This is a genomic window from Actinoalloteichus sp. AHMU CJ021 (assembly GCF_002895405.1).
GTDB lineage: Bacteria > Actinomycetota > Actinomycetes > Mycobacteriales > Pseudonocardiaceae > Actinoalloteichus_B > Actinoalloteichus_B caeruleus.
On sequence record NZ_CP025990.1, the window covers coordinates 1,301,970 to 1,320,116 of the forward strand.

The following is an 18,147-nucleotide window of genomic DNA, read 5'->3' on the forward strand; positions in this document are numbered from 1 at the left end:
CAGCGACCCACGAGTAGTCCGAAATATCGGACACCGCGCTTGGCGACCATCTACGGTAAGCGTTTTCAGCGGACTGGTCAAGGGCGGGCCCTCGGCTGGTGAACCAGGTACGCGAGGGAGACACCGGGACGTTGACCAGGGAAACGAGCCTGATTACCGTATCCGAAATATCGTATGACGTCCGTAGAAACTCCGCATCAACTCGGATACCGACGCTCCCCGTTCCGCTCCAACACCGCCGGCGGGACCTCCCTCCCCCGGCTCCGCCAGCTCGAGGTCAACGTCGACGGAGGTGGCACCTCGCATGCCCGGCACAGCACACGGAGGCCCCACCCTCGCGGTGATCGCCAGGGAGGCAGGGGTCTCCGTACCCACGGTCTCGAAGGTCGTCAACGGGCGCGAGGACGTCGCCCCGCACACCCGGCGGCGGGTCAGCGAGGTCCTGGAACGTCGCGGCTACATGCGCCGTCCGGTGGTCCGCGCTCCCCGGGACGGGGTCGGAGGTCCCATCGACGTGGTCATCCACGGCCTGGGCGCCTCGTGGGCGACGACGATCCTGAGCGGGGTGGAGGACGCCGCCTACCGGGTGGGGCTGGACATCGTCGTCTCGGCCGCCCGGACCGGCACCGGGCATACCGGCCGGGGCTGGTTGGACCGGGTGGCCGACCGGGGGACCGCCGGTGTGCTGCTCGTCCTCGTCGAACCCACGCCCTCGCAACGGGAGTGGCTGCGCCACCACCGCATCCCCTACGTCGTGCTCGACCCCGTGTCCGTACCGCCACCGGGTGTCCCCTCCGTGGGAGCGACCAACTGGGCTGGTGGTGTCAGCGCGACCGAACACCTGCTGCGGGCCGGTCACCGGCGCATCGCCGTGGTCAGCGGGCCCGAGGACAGGCTGTGCGGCCAGGCCAGGCTGGCGGGCTACCGGTCGGCGATGGCGGCGGCGGGGTTGCCCGTCCTCCCCGAGCTGATCGCCGTGGGGGACTTCACCCTGGAGAGCGGGCGACGGCGGGCCGGCGACCTGCTCGACCTCCCCGAACCACCGACCGCCGTGTTCGCCTGCACGGACCAGATGGCGCTGGGCGTCTGCGACGCGGCCCGGGAACGGGGGCTGACCGTACCCGAGGACCTCAGCGTGGTGGGTTTCGACGACCTGCCCGAGGCCAGGTGGGCACGACCGGCGCTGACCACCGTGCGCCAGCCGCTGAACGAGATGGCCTCGGCGGCCATCGGCCTGCTGGTGCGCCTGATGCGGGGCGAGACCGCCGAGGCGGACCGCATCGAACTGTCCACCTGCCTGGTGGAACGCGCGAGCACCTCGGCCCCGTCCCTCGGTTTCCCGGCTCCTCGCCGGGGAACCCCGACGGGATGATGGTTTCGGTACTGCGGGGCGCGGCGGCCGGCGCTGCCGGGACGACCGCGCTGAACGGCGTCACGTACCTGGACATGGTCCTACGTGGACGCGGCCCCAGCTCGGCGCCTGAGGAGACGGCGGAAAGGCTGCTCGGCCACGCCGGGGTGGCCGTGCCAGGGAGGCCGGCGAACCGCCGCGACCGCCTCAGCGGTGCCGGCGCCCTGCTGGGGATCCTGACCGGAGTCGCGGTGGGTGCCGCCGCCGGCGCGGCGCGCCGGTTCGGCTGGCGACCATCCCGCACGACCGCCGTCCTGACGACCACGGCGGCGGCCATGACCGCCTCGGACGTCCCGATGGCCGCCCTCGGGGTGTCCGATCCCCGCCGCTGGCGCCCGCGCGACTGGGCGAGCGACGTGCTCCCGCACCTGGCCTTCGGCCTGGCGACCACCTGGACGCTCGACGCCACGTCCCGGGCCTGACCACCGCGCGGCGCGCGGGCCGGCACCAGACACGACCGTGACGACCCGTCAGGAGGGTGCACCCGACATGGCAGACCAGACATTCCGCCACGAACTCGCCCAACAGCTCCGGGTTGACTCGGTGCGTTCCAGCGCCGCCGCCGGGTCTGGCCACCCGACCTCGTCCATGTCGGCGGCCGACCTGATGGCCGTCCTGCTCGACGGCTACCTGCGGCTCGACTTCACCGACCCCGGCAACCCCCACAACGACCACCTCGTCTTCTCCAAGGGCCACGCGTCCCCGCTGTACTACTCGCTGCTCAAGGCCGCCGGAGCCATCGACGACGAGGAGCTGCTGTCCTTCCGGGAGTTCGGGAGCAGGCTCGAGGGCCACCCGACACCGCGCATCCCGCCGACCGACGTGGCCACCGGCTCCCTGGGCCAGGGGCTCCCGGTCGCGGTGGGACTCGCCCTGGCGGGGGCGCGGCTGGACCGGCTCCCCTACCGCGTGTGGGCGCTGTGCGGTGACTCGGAGATGGCGGAGGGCTCGGTGTGGGAGGCGTTCCAGCACGCCGCCTGGTACGGCCTCGACAACCTGACCGTGCTGGTCGACGTCAACCGGCTGGGGCAGACCGGGGAGACGATGCTCGGCTGGGACATGGACGGGTACGCGGCCCGCGCTCGCGCCTTCGGCTGGCACGCCGTCGTCGTGGACGGCCACGATCTCGCGGCCGTGGACGAGGCGTTCGCCGAGGCGGTGGCCACCACCGGGCGTCCCACCGCCGTCCTCGCGCGCACGGAGAAGGGCCACGGCGTCCGGGCGGTGGCTGACCAGCCCGGACGGCACGGCAAGCCCCTCGACGATCCGGAGGGTGCCGTGCGGGAACTGGGCGGTGAGCGGAACCTCGGCGTCCGGGTCGCGGCCCCGGAGAACACCGGGACTCCGCACCGCTTCCCCGTCGGGGAGGCGACCCCACCTCGGTGGGAGGTGGGGGAGGAGGTCGCGACGAGGCTCGCCTACGGGGAGGCGCTGACGGCTCTCGGCGCGGCCAGGGGCGACGTCGTCGCGCTCGACGGTGAGGTCTCCAACTCCACCCATTCCGAGCTGTTCGCCCGCGCGCATCCCGACCGCTACTTCGAGATGTTCATCGCCGAGCAGCAGATGATCGCCGCCGCCGTGGGGATGCAGGCTCGGAACTGGGTGCCGTTCGCCTCCACCTTCGGCGCTTTCCTCAGCCGGGCGTACGACTTCGTCCGCATGGCCGCGGTCTCGCGGGCCGACCTGCGGCTCTGCGGCTCGCACGCCGGCGTCTCCATCGGGGAGGACGGTCCCTCGCAGATGGCGCTGGAGGACATGGCCGCGCTGCGAGCCGTCCACGGGAGCGCCGTCCTCCACCCCTCCGACGCCAACCAGGCAGCCCGCCTGGTGGAGGCGATGGCCGACCGCCCCGGCATCAGCTACCTGCGCACCCTGCGTGGGAAGACACCGGTGCGGACGCCGCCGGACGAGGAGGTCAGCATCGGCGGTAGTCGGGTGGTCAGGGCCACCGACCACGACGATCTGACGATCGTCGCCTGCGGTATCACCGTCGACGAGGCCGAACGGGCCGCCGACGTGCTGGAAGCCGAGGGCGTGCTCGCCAAGGTCATCGACTGCTACTCGGTGAAGCCGATCGACACGGTCACCCTGGCCGCGGCGGCATCGGAGAGCAGGGCGGTGATCACGGTGGAGGACCACTGGCCGGAAGGCGGGCTGGGCGAGGCGGTCCTCAGCGCACTGGCGGGAGTGGCCGACCGGCCACCGGTCCGCGTTCTCGGTGTGCGCGACATGCCGGTCTCAGGCAGTCCGGCGGAGCTGACGCACGCCGCGGGCATCGACGCGGACGCCGTCGTCGCGGCGGCACGTCACCTGCTCCGCAACCCGAGCCCCACCGTCGTGGGCTGACCGCCCTGAGCGCGGGGCCCCTCAGCCGCTCCGCCTGCCGACGAGTGCCTCCGCCACGCCGATCAGCAGCACCGACGCGACGACCGCGGCGATGAAGCCGAGGATGTTGAGTTCGAAGATGTCGCCGGTGCCCAGCAGGCTGGCGATGGTGCCGCCGATGACCGAGCCCACCAGTCCGAGTCCGAGGGTGGCCAACAACCCGAGGTTCTGCCTGCCCGGCTTCACGAGCCGGGCGAGGGCTCCGATGATGAGGCCCGCCACCAGGAAACCGATCATGGTCCGCTCCGTCCCACGTCCTCGCGTCACGTGACGTGCCGCTCCTGCGGGGGCAACGGACCAGGACCACGTCTGGTTCCGCCCGGACCCCTGCTCGGACGGAACCGCGCCACCAGGAGGGGCACCCGGGAGTCGGGCGGGAGGACCACCGGGGCCCTCGGCCCGGGGCCGGCCCGCCGAGGTCGCCCCTGCCCGGCCTCGGGCGGCCCGTGACGGGCGAGGGAGGTCCCGGTGGCCACCGCCGGGGCGCGTTCCCGCCCTGGGCGGACGCCACCCCCGGTGTCCGGCGATTAGCCGGGGTGGGCGGCGGGAACCCCGAGGGCATGGGCAAACAGATGGAAGGCGACAACACCCAACGCCGGAACCGGGCCCGCCAGGCCAGGGCCGAGGGCACCACGCCGAGTCATGCCCAGGTCACCTTGGGGGCGTCCAAGGCATCGGAGCACCTGCCGCACCACACCGGGCACGCGGAGCGGCAGCGGTCCCCCGAACGGGGGAAGCAACGCAGTGAGGTGGACCGGGGCCTCCGCAAGCGCGCCCGCTGACCCGCTCCCCCGGAGGTCGCGGCGGAACCCGGGGCTGGTCGTGGTCACGGCCCGGTTCGGACTACTCGGCGGCAGGAACTGCGGCGACCGCCTCGACCTCCACGAGTTGGTCGTCGTAGCCCAGGACCGCCACCCCGAGCAGCGTGCTCGGCGGGTCGTGCTGGTGTTCGGCGAAGGAGTCCCGCACCACCTCCCAGGCGGTCACCAGGTCCTCCTGCCGAGTGGAGGCCACGTAGACGGTGGTGCGCACGACGTCGGCGAGCCCGGCTCCGGCCTCGCCGAGGGCGGTGGCGAGGTTCGCCATCACCCGCCGGGCCTGCCCGGCGTAGTCGCCGACGGCCACGGTGCGGCCCTCGGCGTCGAGCGGGCAGGCGCCCGCCGTGTAGATCAGTTCGGTTCCTGGAGCGACGGTCGTGGAGTAGGCGTACTCGGCCACGTCGGAGAGGGTGGACGAGCGGTTCAGGCGCAGGTGTGCTGGCACGGGCGAACCCTAACCGCCCCGGCGCGGCTCCCGCGACCGGATTTCGCCCGAACCGGACCTCCGACGCGGATCGGCGTCCCCCCGCGCGGCGAAGGCCACCCGGGCGGCGCCGAGGAGGCCGCCGTCGCGCGAGACCTCACCCGCACGCACCAGGAGTCCCCGGAGGAAGGGCAGGCGGGCGTAGCCCGCCAGGTGCTCGCGCAGCGGGGCGAACAGCAGCGGCCCGGCCTGGGCCACGCCGCCTCCCACCACCGCGACCCGTACCTCCGTCAACGCGGCGGCGGACACGATGCCGGCGGCGAGGGCGCGAGCGGCGCGGTCGAAGGCCGCGACCGGGATCGGCTCGCCGGACCGCGCCGCTCCGGCGAGGTCCTGGGCGGTGGCCGTCCCCGGTCCGGACCACCCCTGGTCCCGGGCCCAACGCACCATGGACGGCCCACTGGCGATCGACTCGACGCAGCCGACCGAGCCGCAGGCACAGGGGTCGCCGTCCACGTCCACCACGACGTGCCCCAGGTGGCCGGCATTGCCCGAGGGGCCGGGGAGCAGTCGCCCTCCCGAGACCAGCCCGCCGCCGACTCCGGTCGACACCACCAGGCAGATCGCGTCGTCGAACCCTCGAGCGGCCCCGAGCCAGTGCTCCGCGGCCGCGTAGGCCGGGCCGTCCCCGCACAGCAGGACCGGGCGGCGGCCGCCGAGCAGTGACCGCACCCGGTCGACCAGGGGGAACCGCCGCCAGGCCGGGATGTTGACCGGGCTGACCGCTCCCTCCGCCAGGTGGACCGGCGCGGCGCTGCCGATTCCGACGACCTCCACCCTGTCGGCGTCCGGAAGCGCGAGCAGCCGCCGCACCAGTCGCTCCACCGCCTGGAAGACGTCGTCGGCGTCGGCCCTGGCCCCCGGGGTGTCCTCCCGGTCGGTGGCGAGTACCGCGCCGTCGCCGGTCACCAGGCCACCGGCGATCTTGGTCCCTCCGACGTCGAGCGCCAGCGCCACCTCCCCGCCGCCGTGCCGGTCCCCGTCCGCGACGAGCAGCGTGTCCCCCACCGTTGTCGCCTCCTCGCTCGCGGCCTCCGGACACGCCCCGTCGCCCTCGGGAAGGCCGTTGACATCGTTGTCGGTTCCGGTTCGCCCCCTGCCCTCCGGCGACGGCCCGGGGCCGGAACGCGACCGAGCCTAGGGAGGCCCGACGGGAACCGGCAAGGCGTCCGCCGGACCCGGTGGCGGACCCGGCGGACGCTGGGGCGGCCGGCACGCCTCCCCGGGTGTGGCCCCGCCGGGCGGGGGAAGCACGCCGCGGCCCTCCGGGAGGGTCGGCGGCCGGTGGGGCGGGGGCGGTGGTCGGTCACCGTGGCGGTCACCGCCGGCGGACGGAGGGGTCACCACCACCCTCCGTGCACCGGGCACAGGGGACGGTGGCGGTCGACCAGCGTCCACCCTGGACATCCCGGTCCACCGGCACCGCCTTGACCGGCCAAGACTCGCGCCCGTACGCTGGTCGCGGGATACGGTTCCGTTCCTTGGGTGGCGCTGTCGAGCGCGACGCGGCCACAGGGGGTCATCACATGTCGCAGCGTGCCGTCGTGTCGGCAACCCTGGTCGACGTCGCGAAGGCGGCGGGCGTGTCCTTGGCGACCGCGTCCAGGGTCCTCAGCGGAAGCCCCCGCAAGGTCCGGGAGGACCTGCGGGAGAGCGTGGTGCGCGCCGCCCACGAGCTGAACTACACGGCGAACGCCCAGGCCCAGGCGATGGCCCGGGGACGCACCGACGTCGTCGGGTTGATCGTGCACGACATCGCCGACCCCTACTTCTCCTCCATCGCCGCCGGGGTGATGCGCAGCGCGGAGGAGAATCAGCTGATCGTGACGATGTCGAGCACGATGCGGCGCCCGGAACGGGAGATCCAGTACCTCTCCGCGCTCCGGGGCCAACGCGCCAGGGCGGTGGTCCTGGCCGGCAGCCGGGTGACCGACCGGGGCCTGGTGGAGCGGCTCTCCGCCGAGCTGGAGAAGTTCCAGGCCATCGGTGGGCGCGTCGCGCTGGTCAGCCAGCCCCGCCTCCAGGTCGACACCGTGGTGTTGGAGAACCGCGCGGGTGCTCGCTCGCTGGCCGGGGCGCTGCACGAACGCGGTTACCGCCGGTTTGCGGTGCTCGCCGGTCCTCGCAACCTCGTCACGGCCCGCGACAGGCTGACCGGGTTCCGGGAAGGCCTCACCAGGGTCGGGGCGCCGCTCGCTCCCGACCACGTGATCCACGGCGACTTCACCCGCGACGGCGGGTACTCGGCAGCCGAGGAACTCCTCGCCACCAGGGCAGAGGTCGACTGCGTCTTCGCGGTCAACGACGTGATGGCCGTCGGCGCGATGGTCGCGCTCCGGGACCACGGTGTGCGCCTCCCGATCGAGGTCGGGGTGGCCGGTTTCGACGACATCGCCACCCTCCGCGACGTGACCCCGGCGCTGACCACCGTCCGGGTGCCCCTGGAGCGGCTCGGCGCCACGGCCGTGGACCTGGTGCTCGACGAGCAGCAGACGGACCGGCCGCGGGTTCGACGGGTACGGGGCGAGGTCGTCCTGCGGGACAGCACCCCACCCCGGTCGGTGGGCTGACCCCTTCCCGCCACGAGGGCCCTCGCCCGGTGCCGGGACACGACCGGCGCGGTGCCACCCCACGCACCGCCCGCCGCTGGAGCCGGGGACCGGTCGGCGGCCTCGGGCCTCCCACCGGGGGCGAGGAGCGACCGGGCACTGGGCGGCCGGGCCGGTGAGCGTTGTCCGACCGTCGGCCCCGGGTTACGGTCCCCCCGTTGTCCCACTTGACGATCGAAGGGTGCCGATGAGAGCCGAAGCCGTCTCCGACCCCGTGACCCACCACGGCGAGGGGCCCGTCTGGAACCCCGCGACTGGCCGACTCCACTTCGTGGACATGCTCGCCGGCGACGTCCTGACCCTGGCGGCCGACGGCGGGATCACCCGGACGAGGGTGGGCTCGGTCGCGGCGGTGGTCCGCCCGAACCGGTCGGGTGGTCTCGTGCTGGCCATCGACCGGGGGTTCGCCGTGCTGCCCGAAGGGGCGGACGAACCGTCGCGCCTGCCCGAGCTGTGGTCGGACCCGGGAGTGCGGATGAACGAGGGGGGCTGTGACCCGCAGGGGCGTTTCTACGCCGGCTCGATGGCCTTCGACGCCACACCGGAACGGGGCACGCTGTGGCGTCTGGACCCGGACGGCGGCACGCACCGGGTGCTCACCCCGGTGACGATCTCGAACGGGTTGGTGTGGAGCCCGGACGGGCAGCTCGTGTACTACGTCGACACGCCCACCGGCCGGGTCGACGTCTTTGACTTCGACGCCGCCCGAGGTGAGTTCCTGAACCGCCGGCCGCTGGTCGAGATCCCGGAGGAGCACGGGTCGCCGGACGGCATGGCGATCGACGCCCACGGCCGGTTGTGGGTGGCGATGTGGGGCGGGTCGGCGGTGCGTTGCTACTCGCCGGAGGGCGAGCTGGAGGCCGTCGTCGAGGTCCCGGTCCGCCAGGTGACGGCCTGCGCCTTCGGCGGCCCGGACCTCGACCAGTTGTACGTCACCACCTCCCGCGACGGGCTGGCGGACCCGGAACCGGCCGCTGGCGCGCTCCACCTCGCCGACACCGGGGTCCGAGGCCTGCCCGTCCACTCCTTCGCGGGCCTCGACGAGGGTGTCCTGCCGGGCTGAGGGCGGTCGGCCCCCGGGGCGCGTGGGCGGTGGCCAGGAGGGGCACCGCCCACGCCTCCCGCTCAGCCGGCGGTGTCCCGCTTCTCCCAGCCCTCCTTGAACAGGTTGAAGTTGGCCTGCTGGCGCGGGTGTTCGGCCACCGCGTCCAGATCCAGTTCCACGCCGAGACCGGGCCCGGTGGGCAGGGCGAAGTAGCCGTCCACCACCTCGGGGTTGCCCGGCGCGACCTGCTTGACGAAGGAGTCGGCGAAGTCGTTGAAGTGTTCCTGGATCTTGAAGTTGGTGGTGCAGGCCGCCAGGTGCAGGTTCGCGGCGGTGAGCACCGCTCCACCGACGTTGTGCGGGGCGATGAGCACGTGGTGCGTCTCCGCGGTGGCGGCGAGCTTCTTGGTCTCCAGGATCCCGCCGAAGTGGGAGATGTCCGGCTGCACGATGTCGGCGGCCTGGAGCGCGAACAGCTGGCGGAACTCGTGGCGGGTGTGCAACCGCTCGCCCGTGGCCACCGGGGCGTTGGCCCGCGCGGCGAACTTGGCGAGCGACTCGATGTCGTCCGGCGGGACCGGCTCCTCCAACCAGGCCGGGTCGTAGGGCTCGAGGAGCCGGGCGAGCCGGGAGGCGGTGGCCGCCGTGAAGCGGCCGTGCATCTCGACCAGCAGTTCCACGTCCGGGCCGACTGCGTCGCGGACGGCCTCGACCAGGGAGACCGACCGCATCGTCTCGGCGTGGTCGAGTTCCATGGTCCCGGGGCCGAACGGGTCGAACTTGAGCGCCCGGTACCCGCGCTCCACCACGGTCCTCGCCGCGGCGTGGAACTCCTCGGGGGAACGCTCGACGGTGTACCAGCCGTTGGCGTAGGCCTTGATCCGGTCGCGCACGGCTCCACCCAGCAACCGGTAGACGGGCTGGCCGAGGGCCTTGCCGACGATGTCCCAGCACGCCATCTCGACGCAGGCGATACCGGACATCACGATCTCGCCGGCCCGCCCGTAGTCCAGGTTGTACATCCGGTGGACCAGGGACTCGATGTCGAAGGGGTCGGAGCCCACCACGTGGTTCGGCGCGGCCTCGGTGAGGTAGCCGATGAGCGCGTCGGTGTGGTTGAGCATCCGGGCCTCGCCGACGCCGGTGAGGCCCTCGTCGGTCTCGACCACCACGTAGGTGAGGTTCCGCCACGGCGTGCCCAGTACCACGGTGCGAATGTTGGAGATCTTCACTGTGCCGTCCCTGTCATCCTTGCCGTCCTTGTCATGGGGTTCACCCCGCCGTCCGCGCCTGATCGCGGGATCACTCGGGCGCGGGCAGACGGGTCAACGGGCCGATGTCGCGGGCGCCGCGCGGTGACGCCTCGGCCAGGAGCCCGTGGCGGTCCAGCAGGGCCATGCCGAGCTCCGCGCGTCGGACCCGTTCCCTGCCGCTGCGCACCGCCACGTCCCGCAGGTGTTCGCCAACCGGGTAGATGTCGGGCGCGTTGCGGAGCCCGAACTTCAGGTACACCGGCGCCACGGTGCGGACGAGTTCCGGCGCCTCGAAGTGGCGGACGAAGCCGCCGAGGTTGTCCGGGGACTCCACGTAGAGGTCGATGGCGGCGCGTCCGGCGGCCCGGATCGACGCCAGCTGCGCCAGGCTCAGGTCACCTGGCACGTTGATGGAGTCGGCCCCGATGCCCTCGAACAGGGCGAAGGACGCCGGGTTGGCCGGTCCGATCAGGGCGGACACCTTGAACCGGGTGTCGGCGGGGAGGCTGCCAGCCAGGCGCAGCCGGTGCAGCGTCCACAACACCCCCTCGTCGCCGACCAGGAGCGAGCGGACGCCGAGCTCCACGGCTCGCAGGGCGTCGTCCACGCAGTAGCGGAGCTGGTCGCCGCCGCGCGCCCGGGTTCCCAGCCCTCCGGCCGAGGTGTACCGGCCGGCTCCGGTGTCCCAACTGGCCCTCGGGCCGAGGAAGAGGCACAGTTCGACCTGGGCGCGGTCGCACATGTCCAGCATCTCGGTGATCTCGTTGTCGCTGAGCATCATCACGCCGCTGCCCTGGCTGACGCGGTGGACGAGCAGCCCTCGTGCCTCGATCTCGTCGAGCACGGCGGCAAGCGGCCCCGGTCCCTCCACCGAGGGAATCTCCACGCGGAACGCGCCGCCATCGGGGAACCGCACCGGGGAGGCGGGCGGTGCGGGTTCACCCGCACCGAAACCCAGCCCCGCGACCAGCGCTCGCCCCGCCGAACCGTGATCTGCCGGTTGTCCCTCGTTCGCTGCCACCACACCATCCCGTCGGTCTTGTGCCGTCCTCGCACGCCGGGTCGCGCCGCAGGATCCGGCGCCCGTCGGACCCGTCGGGGAGACCTCTTCGGGCGGCCCACACTCGACGGTTGTCCGAAATCACGTACACACTCCGTATCTACGAACAAAAACTACGGCCTCGTTATCAGTACCGTCAAGAGTGGCCCCGGTCGGGAAGTTCGCGAGTTCGAGCAGATATTTCGGCAGGAAGTGGCCGGTCGATCCCCCTCCTCCACCCCCTCTCCCGGTGTTAGGGTGAACGGAGATTCCCGATAGCGTCCAGCATTTCGGATATCGTCCGGCGGGAAACGACACGATGTGGCCAGACTCGGCAGGGAGGAAGTCCGAGGTGACCGAGGCGAGTACGGCGGAGTCGGCGACCTGGCCAGGAGGGAGGCCCCCCACCGTCGCGGTGGAGGTGCTCGGGCCCGGCCAACACCGGCTGATCGAACACGCGCCGCCCGAGCCCGGGCCGGGGGAGGCGCTCGTCGAGGTGGCGGCCGCGGGCATCTGCGGATCCGACGTGGAACTCTTCGAAGGTCGCCGACCGGCCGAGATCGTGCGTTACCCCGTCATCCCCGGCCACGAGTGGGCCGGTTCGGTGTTGGCGGTCGGCCCCGACGTGCGGCACGTCCGCCCCGGCGACCCGGTGATCGCCGAGGGGTTCAGGTCCTGCGGTGTCTGCGCCCGGTGCAGGGCGGCGGAACCCACCCTGTGCACCGCGGAGTACGCGGAGACGGGTTTCACCCACCCGGGCGCCTTCAGTCACCGGGTGCTCGTGCCCGCGCGGCTCGTCCACCGCCTGCCCGACCCCTTGCCGCCGGGAACCGAACTCGAGCACTGCGCGCTGCTGGAGCCCGCCGCCTGCGTGGCCGCCGGGCTGCTCGCCGCACCTCCGCTCGCCGGCGGCCACTTCGCCGTGCTGGGCACCGGCACCCTCAGCCTGCTGGCGGTGCAGATGCTCGCCGCCCACCGGCCGGCCTCGCTGACCGTCGTCGGCCGCCGCGCCCACCAGTTCCCCCTCGCGGAGCGGTTCGGCGCGACCCGCTGCCTCCTGGGCGAGGAGGTGTCCTCCGCCGCCGGCACCGCCGACCTCGTCTTCGAGGCCACCGGGGCCGCGAGCGTCGTCCCGACGGCCTTCGACCTCGCTCGTCGGGGCGGCACCGTGGTGTTGGAGGGCATCGCCGGCACGGGCGAGATCGCGATGGACCCGGACGTGTTCGCGTTGAAACAGCTGACGGTCCTGGGCGTGTTCGGTGCGAGCCCGGCAGCCTGGGCCCACACGATCGGCCTGTTGGCGGCGGGTGTGCTCGACCTGGCCCCCCTCGTCTCGCACCGCGTGCCGCTCAGCGGGTACGAACGCGCGCTGGACCTGCTGCAACGACGACCGCCGGGCCTGGGCAAGATCCTGCTCGTGCCGGACGCCACGGCCTGATCCGCGACCAGACGCACCGCCCCGGAGCGGAACCCCGCGCCGGGCGACTCCAGGCTGACCGGACAGCCGCCACGGAGCACCCATGTCGACAGCGCACGAACTGAGGAGGACGACGATGCCGAGCACCCGCGCGCTCACCGGTGCCAACCTCATCGCCGGTGAGGAGAGCACCGAAGGGCCGGCCGATCTGCGGCAGACCCGCCCGGCCACCGGTGAGCAGGGCCCCGCCTTCCACCAGGCGACGGTGGCCGAGGTGCGTGCCGCGACCGCAGCTGCGGCCCTGGCCGCCCCGGTGTACGCCGCGACCCCGGCGACGACCCGGGCCGAGCTGCTGCGGCGGATCGCGACCGGGATCGAGGGGGCCGCCGACGAGCTGGTCGCCGCGGCGGACGAGGAGACCGCGCTGGGCGAGACCCGGTTGCGCGGCGAACTGGCCAGGACGAACGCCCAGCTCCGCATGTTCGCTGACCTGATCGCCAGCGGCGCCCACCTGGACGCCACCATCGACACCCCTGACCCCTCCGCGATCCCGCCGCGCCCCGACCTGCGCCGCCTCCAGGTCCCGCTCGGGCCGGTGGCCGTCTTCAGCGCCAGCAACTTCCCGTTCGCCTTCTCGGTCGCCGGCGGTGACACCGCCTCGGCGTTGGCGGCGGGCTCCCCCGTCGTGCTCAAGGCGCATCCCGCGCACCCGGCGACCTCCGAGCTGACCGGGCGGATCGTCGTCGAGGCCGTCGCGGACTCGGGTCTCCCCGCCGGTGTCTTCGCCCTGCTGCACGGTGCGGGTCCCGAGGTCGGGCAGGCCCTGGTCATCGATCCGGCCGTCAAGGCCGTCGGGTTCACCGGGTCGCTCCGGGCCGGCCGGGCACTGCACGACGCGGCGGCGGCGCGACCGGAGCCGATCCCGGTGTACGCCGAGATGGGCAGCACCAACCCCGTCCTCCTCAGCGAGGCGGCCGTCGCCGCGAGGGCCGAGGAGATCGCGGCCGGGCTGGCGCAGTCCTTCACGATGGGCAACGGGCAGTTCTGCACCAAGCCGGGGATCGTGCTGCTCCCCGCCGGTGCGGCGGAGTTCGAGTCGGCCTTCACCTCCGCCGCCCAGCAGGTCAGCCCCGGCACCCTGCTCTCCCCGCAGATCCAGCGGGGGCTGGCGGCCCAGCTCGCCGAGACCCGGGACCTCGACGGGGTGGACGTGCTGACGGAGGTGGTCGCCGACGGAGGGGGCCTGCGCTCCCCGGTGGTGGTGCTGCGCACCGACGTCGCCGGCTACCTGCGCCACGAGCAGCTGCGCGAGGAGCACTTCGGGCCCGTCGTCGTCCTCGTGGAGTACGGCTCCACGGAGGACGTCCTCGCCGCGCTGGCCGAGGTGCCCGGCAGCCTCACCGCGACGGTGCACGCCGAACCCGGCGAGGAGGACCGGCTCGCCGAGCCGATCGCCCGGCTGGTGGCGCTCAGCGGTCGCCTGGTCTGGAACGGGTTCCCCACCGGAGTGGCGGTCAGCTTCGCCCAGCAGCACGGCGGGCCGTACCCGTCGACGACCGCCGCCTGGTCGACCTCGGTCGGCACCTCGGCCATCCGCCGTTTCCAACGACCGGTCGCCTACCAGGCCGCGCCGGCGGCGGTGCTCCCCTCCGCCCTGCGGAACGAGAACCCGGACGGCATCGTCCGGCTGGTCAACGGGCGGGTCACCACGGACCCGGTGACCGCCGAGTAGCCTGTCCCGCGCGAACACCGCTGGCTCCCGGCACTCGAACCGTTCCGTGCCGGGGCCGGCGGCGGCCGAGGTCCGACGGTCCGGGCACCGGACCCCCGGTCCGCCCACCGTTCGATCCCGGGTCGCCGGCGGAGCGGTCCCGCTCCGGCCCACCCCCACAGCCACGAGGAGACCAGCGGCGATGCCCCGACTCGTACCGGCGGTCATGCGCGCCGCCGATGTCCTCGAACTGTTCCTCGGAGAACGAAGCTCGCTGTCCGCGCCGGACATCGCCGCCCGGCTCGGCCTGCCGAGGTCCACCGCGCACGAACTGCTCAACACCCTGGTCAGCCGTGGCTACCTGGCCAGGCGACCGGGCAAGGACGGGGTGTACAAGCTGGGGCCCCGGCTGTTGGAACTGGGTGCCCGCTACCAACAGGACCTGGACCTGGCCGTGGAAGGCGAGGCCGTCACCCGGCGCGTGGCCGCGGAGTGCGACGAGACCGTGCACGTCGCCGTGCTGGACGGCGCGGAGGTCGTGTACGTGTGCAAGATCGACTCGACCCACTCGGTCCGGATGATCTCCGCCGTCGGGCGGCGGCTGCCCGCGCACTGCACCGCCGTCGGCAAGGTGCTGCTCGCGGGACTGCCGGCCGACCGGCTCGACCAGCTCCTGCGGGAGCAGGAGCTGGTCGCCCTGACGCCGAGGAGCATCACCTCGGCCGCCGCGCTCCGCGCCCAGCTCGGCGAGGTGCGCCGGACCGGCGTCGCCTACGAGATGTGCGAGTCCAACCCCGATGTCGGATGCGTGGCAGCGCCGGTGACCGACTACTCGGGCGAGTGGGTGGCCGCGATGAGCATGTCGGTGCCGACCATCCGCCACGGCGAGGCCGCCTGGCAGCGGTGGGAGAAGCTGATCCGCGACGGTGCGACCGAGTTGTCCCGGCGGCTGGGCAGCGCGGTCCGCTGAGGGGTCCGCTGAGGCGGGCGGCACCGGACCCGCGCCAGGGCCGACCGTGGAGCCCACCGGAGGCCGTCGGCCCCGCTCGGGTCAGCACCGAGGGCAGATCATGCCCCCGCCGCCCTGCACGGGGATCATGGGTCCACCGCAGGTGGGGCAGAGGCTGTCGCCGTGCCAGCGGCAGTGACCGCCGCCGGGGCACGGGCAGGGGGTGCGCTCAGCGGAATCCATCTCACTCCTCAGTGGTCGAAGGGGCACTGGTCCGCGGCGACCGCGTCCACGTACACCGTGGTGCGCCCGCCTCCGACCGCCGGCCAGGAGCAGATGATCGAGTCCCCCCGCTCGGCGACCTTGAGATCGCGGAACCACGCGACGTCGAGGAACTCGGTGTCGGTCGTGCGAACCCACCGTTCGCCGAACCGGACGAGTTGGGGTTCGCCCTCCGCCGCCCGATCCCGGATCCACTCGGCCACCTGCTCGGGGCTGCGGAGCACCTCCCGGGGCGGCAGGTCGGAACGGTCGAGGCACAGGGACCCCGCACCGAGGTAGGCGTGCCAGTGCAGTCCCCTCTCCTCCCATTCCGTGCCCGCGAGCATGTCCTCGAACCTCACGACGGGATACCTCCAGGTGTGCGGACACCGGTCGCCGGCGCCCGACGGGGACCCGCGTGGACCTCCCACCGGACCGGCATCACGGTCGCGGTTCGCATGGGCCCGAGCGAAACGGGCGGCGCTCGTCGTGGTGCCCACCGAACGCCCCACATCATGTGCCGTACCCCATTCCTGGTTCACATCGGGGTGAGGATTCGGCCGCGAGCGGTCACCGAAGCGCAAGTGGACAATTCAACGACAAACGTGGACGTCGTCGTCGCCCCAGCGATCGCGAGCGCGGGAGCACGGGTCGGCAAGGAGAACACGAATTCCTCTCGCCCACCGGAGCCAGCCGATCGTCACGCGGACACCCTGGAGAGCGGTTCCGCGCGACCGTTTCCGCGCGGCCCGCGAGGCCCCCGTGCCGCCTCGTCCTGGAACGCTCGGGGCCGATCCGACCCCGAGCCGGAATCCTGGAGCCCACTCCAGGGCACGAGGCCCCTGACCAGGTAGGATTCACCCCGTCGCCATGCTCGTCGCACCCCCCGGCACGCCGGACCGCCACGACCCCACCGCCCGCCGGCGACCCGGGAAACGGTGGCGCCACACCCCTCCCCCGCGGTGCGACCGGAATGCGAGGTACGGGGATGCGCCATTACCGCCGCGCGACGCGCCAATGCCCACCAGCAATCGGAGGCACTGGTTCGGAGCATTCGACACCGCCGATCGGAAACCCTCCCCGGGGCACGGCGGATCACGCCGACGAAGGACTTCCGCTGGCCGTCAGCGCCGCGCACCGCCGTCAACGGGGCATTTCGGGAGCAGCATTTTCGTCCGCTCGGGGGAAAGCCCCGAATTCACGTACGTGACTTCCCGACGACAAGGGCGCCGGCGAGAGCACCCGGCTCCAGGCAGGTCCCGCGACGGCGCCCCGGGCAACGGCCGGGACGAGGTGCCCGCGCCACCCACCACGACGACCCGAGGAGAACCGGCCAGTGACCGGATCCCGCCGTGGCGCATCACCCACGCCGCCGAGAAGCCCGGGTCATCCCGCCCCTTCCCCGCCCGAGAGTGGTGCCCTTCCCTGGCCCCGCCGGCCCGCTTCCCCGCCCACCGGCACCGCTGGACGCCTGTTCGGCGCCCCGGATCCGCAGGCCGTGGACCGCTCTGGGGACCGGTTCGGCCCTCGGCTCAGCCAGGCGCCCCGGTCGAGCCAGCCACCGGCCCCGCCGCCGGCACTTCCGCCGCCAGCCGTCCCCGCGTCGAGGCGGGGACGGTCGTCAGCGCAGCAGTCCGCTCTCCCCGATCCACGACTCGACGCGCGGATCACAGCCGGCCGTCATCGCGGCGAAGGCACGGCGGGCGAGGCAGCCGGGTGGAGCGAGGAACGTGATCATCCGCTGGCCGGACTCGGGCAGGCCCAGGACGGCGTAACTCACCCGGCCCGCCTCCGCCAGCAGCTCCCGGGGCGGTGCCGAGTCGGGAGGAGGCGGTGGGGCGTCGGGATCCTCCGGGGCCACCTCGAAGTCGTCCGCCCCCTCCTCCAGGTCCGGATCGGCGAACAGCTCGTCGGGAGCGGCCGGAGGCGGGTCGGGCCGAGCCCCCGGCTCGCCGAACTCGGACTCGGACTCGGCGAGCCTGACGACCTCGCCCACGCCACGCCGTTCCACTCCCTGGTGGCGGATCCGCACCGATCCCCACCCAGGTTCGACGAAGCGGTGGCGCGGCCAGATCTTCCGGAAGACCGCACTCGAACCCGCCAGCCGACGAATCACCCGTTCGAGGGCCGGATCGAGCCGTTCCGCGTGGGCCCGCAGACTTCCGACGAGTTCGGTGCCCATCCGGTCCGCGTCGACGGGGTCCAGGAGCTGGCGCAGACCGGGGTCGCAGAAGAGCAGCCAGAGCAGGTTGCGCTGTTCGCCGGGACGGTCGACCAACCCGCCGAAGAGCGTGTCGGCCGGCCCGTTCCACGCCAGCAGGTCGTAGCGCCGGTCGACCACGACGGCGGGAGCCCGGTCCATCGTGCCGAGCAGCAGCCGGGCGCGGTCGTCGAGGGGTTCGCTCTCCGCCGGCTCGTCGGAGGCCTTGAGGACCAGGCGGTGCAGGTAGCCGTGCTCCGCCTCCGTGAGCAGCAGCGCCCTGGCCAGCGCGGCCAGCACGGCCACGGTGGGTCGTCGTCCCCGGCCCTGTTCCAGTCGGGCGTAGTGGTCGACGGAGATGCCGGCTCGGCCGGCCACCTCCTCACGACGCAGCCCGGGCGTGCGGCGCCGAGCGCTGGAGGTCAGGCCGACGTCGGCCGGACGCAGCTGTTCCCGACGGTGCCGCAGGAAGTCCCCGAACGTGTTCTCCGGCATTCCCCGATGGTGCGCCCTCCGAGCCGGGTTAGCCAGGGATGCGACGGCAGGGGCACGGGCCGCCAGGTCA

The 18,147-nt window shown here is 73.3% G+C and carries 16 protein-coding genes; 9 read left to right on the plus strand and 7 right to left on the minus strand.

The window, feature by feature from the left end; all coding sequences use genetic code 11:
* The first annotated feature begins 304 nt into the window (after positions 1 to 304).
* From C1701_RS05190 to C1701_RS05200, 3 genes are all read left to right on the plus strand, one after another.
* Positions 305 to 1,372 (plus strand): LacI family DNA-binding transcriptional regulator, encoded by a 1,068-nt coding sequence (locus C1701_RS05190; RefSeq protein ID WP_103055628.1) that lies wholly within the window; start codon positions 305 to 307, stop codon positions 1,370 to 1,372.
* Positions 1,369 to 1,833 (plus strand): hypothetical protein, encoded by a 465-nt coding sequence (locus C1701_RS05195; protein ID WP_026418280.1) that lies wholly within the window; start codon positions 1,369 to 1,371, stop codon positions 1,831 to 1,833. Before C1701_RS05190 ends, C1701_RS05195 begins: the two co-directional genes overlap by 4 nt.
* A gap of 67 nt (positions 1,834 to 1,900) precedes the next feature.
* Positions 1,901 to 3,757 carry a transketolase gene (locus C1701_RS05200; protein WP_026418279.1) on the plus strand — a complete coding sequence of 619 codons (1,857 nt, stop codon included), beginning with the start codon at positions 1,901 to 1,903 and terminating at the stop codon, positions 3,755 to 3,757.
* Between the two features lie 21 nt (positions 3,758 to 3,778).
* Here C1701_RS05200 and C1701_RS05205 read toward each other — a convergent pair whose 3' ends face one another.
* The gene (locus tag C1701_RS05205) at positions 3,779 to 4,033 is read right to left on the minus strand and encodes a GlsB/YeaQ/YmgE family stress response membrane protein (protein WP_026418278.1); all 255 of its coding nucleotides are present in this window, start codon (positions 4,031 to 4,033) and stop codon (positions 3,779 to 3,781) included.
* Positions 4,034 to 4,356: 323 nt separating this feature from the next.
* Between C1701_RS05205 and C1701_RS05210 the strand changes: the two genes are divergently transcribed.
* Positions 4,357 to 4,578 carry a hypothetical protein gene (locus C1701_RS05210; RefSeq protein WP_155886085.1) on the plus strand — a complete coding sequence of 74 codons (222 nt, stop codon included), beginning with the start codon at positions 4,357 to 4,359 and terminating at the stop codon, positions 4,576 to 4,578.
* Positions 4,579 to 4,639: 61 nt separating this feature from the next.
* Here C1701_RS05210 and C1701_RS05215 read toward each other — a convergent pair whose 3' ends face one another.
* Together C1701_RS05215 and C1701_RS05220 are read right to left on the minus strand one after the other, a co-directional pair.
* On the minus strand, positions 4,640 to 5,059 hold the full coding sequence (locus C1701_RS05215; protein WP_026418277.1) for a RidA family protein: 420 nt from the start codon (positions 5,057 to 5,059) through the stop codon (positions 4,640 to 4,642).
* 9 nt (positions 5,060 to 5,068) lie between these two features.
* Positions 5,069 to 6,106, minus strand: coding sequence for an ROK family protein (locus C1701_RS05220; RefSeq protein ID WP_081715343.1), 1,038 nt, complete (start codon positions 6,104 to 6,106; stop codon positions 5,069 to 5,071).
* A gap of 518 nt (positions 6,107 to 6,624) precedes the next feature.
* Between C1701_RS05220 and C1701_RS05225 the strand changes: the two genes are divergently transcribed.
* Together C1701_RS05225 and C1701_RS05230 are read left to right on the plus strand one after the other, a co-directional pair.
* Positions 6,625 to 7,668 carry a LacI family DNA-binding transcriptional regulator gene (locus C1701_RS05225; RefSeq protein ID WP_026418276.1) on the plus strand — a complete coding sequence of 348 codons (1,044 nt, stop codon included), beginning with the start codon at positions 6,625 to 6,627 and terminating at the stop codon, positions 7,666 to 7,668.
* A gap of 226 nt (positions 7,669 to 7,894) precedes the next feature.
* A complete protein-coding gene (locus tag C1701_RS05230) occupies positions 7,895 to 8,770 on the plus strand; it encodes an SMP-30/gluconolactonase/LRE family protein (protein WP_030103883.1) in 876 nt (291 codons plus the stop codon).
* A gap of 62 nt (positions 8,771 to 8,832) precedes the next feature.
* Here C1701_RS05230 and C1701_RS05235 read toward each other — a convergent pair whose 3' ends face one another.
* Positions 8,833 to 9,984, minus strand: a complete 1,152-nt coding sequence (locus tag C1701_RS05235; protein ID WP_026418274.1) for a mandelate racemase/muconate lactonizing enzyme family protein — start codon at positions 9,982 to 9,984, stop codon at positions 8,833 to 8,835.
* 70 nt (positions 9,985 to 10,054) lie between these two features.
* Positions 10,055 to 11,029, minus strand: a complete 975-nt coding sequence (locus tag C1701_RS05240; RefSeq protein WP_026418273.1) for a hypothetical protein — start codon at positions 11,027 to 11,029, stop codon at positions 10,055 to 10,057.
* Positions 11,030 to 11,396: 367 nt separating this feature from the next.
* On the opposite strand from C1701_RS05240, the gene C1701_RS05245 reads away from it, so the two are divergent.
* The 3 genes from C1701_RS05245 (at position 11,397) to C1701_RS05255 (ending at position 15,142) form a co-directional block, all read left to right on the plus strand.
* Positions 11,397 to 12,482 (plus strand): zinc-dependent alcohol dehydrogenase, encoded by a 1,086-nt coding sequence (locus C1701_RS05245; RefSeq protein WP_051313800.1) that lies wholly within the window; start codon positions 11,397 to 11,399, stop codon positions 12,480 to 12,482.
* A gap of 82 nt (positions 12,483 to 12,564) precedes the next feature.
* Positions 12,565 to 14,193, plus strand: coding sequence for an aldehyde dehydrogenase (NADP(+)) (locus C1701_RS05250; protein WP_211237494.1), 1,629 nt, complete (start codon positions 12,565 to 12,567; stop codon positions 14,191 to 14,193).
* Between the two features lie 181 nt (positions 14,194 to 14,374).
* On the plus strand, positions 14,375 to 15,142 hold the full coding sequence (locus C1701_RS05255; RefSeq protein ID WP_026418270.1) for an IclR family transcriptional regulator: 768 nt from the start codon (positions 14,375 to 14,377) through the stop codon (positions 15,140 to 15,142).
* A gap of 230 nt (positions 15,143 to 15,372) precedes the next feature.
* Here the strand turns inward: C1701_RS05255 and C1701_RS05260 are convergent, their stop codons facing one another.
* Positions 15,373 to 15,744, minus strand: a complete 372-nt coding sequence (locus tag C1701_RS05260) for a hypothetical protein (RefSeq protein WP_030103879.1) — start codon at positions 15,742 to 15,744, stop codon at positions 15,373 to 15,375.
* A gap of 1,259 nt (positions 15,745 to 17,003) precedes the next feature.
* Positions 17,004 to 18,077, minus strand: coding sequence for a helix-turn-helix domain-containing protein (locus C1701_RS05265; RefSeq protein WP_103055629.1), 1,074 nt, complete (start codon positions 18,075 to 18,077; stop codon positions 17,004 to 17,006).
* Positions 18,078 to 18,147: the final 70 nt, after the last annotated feature.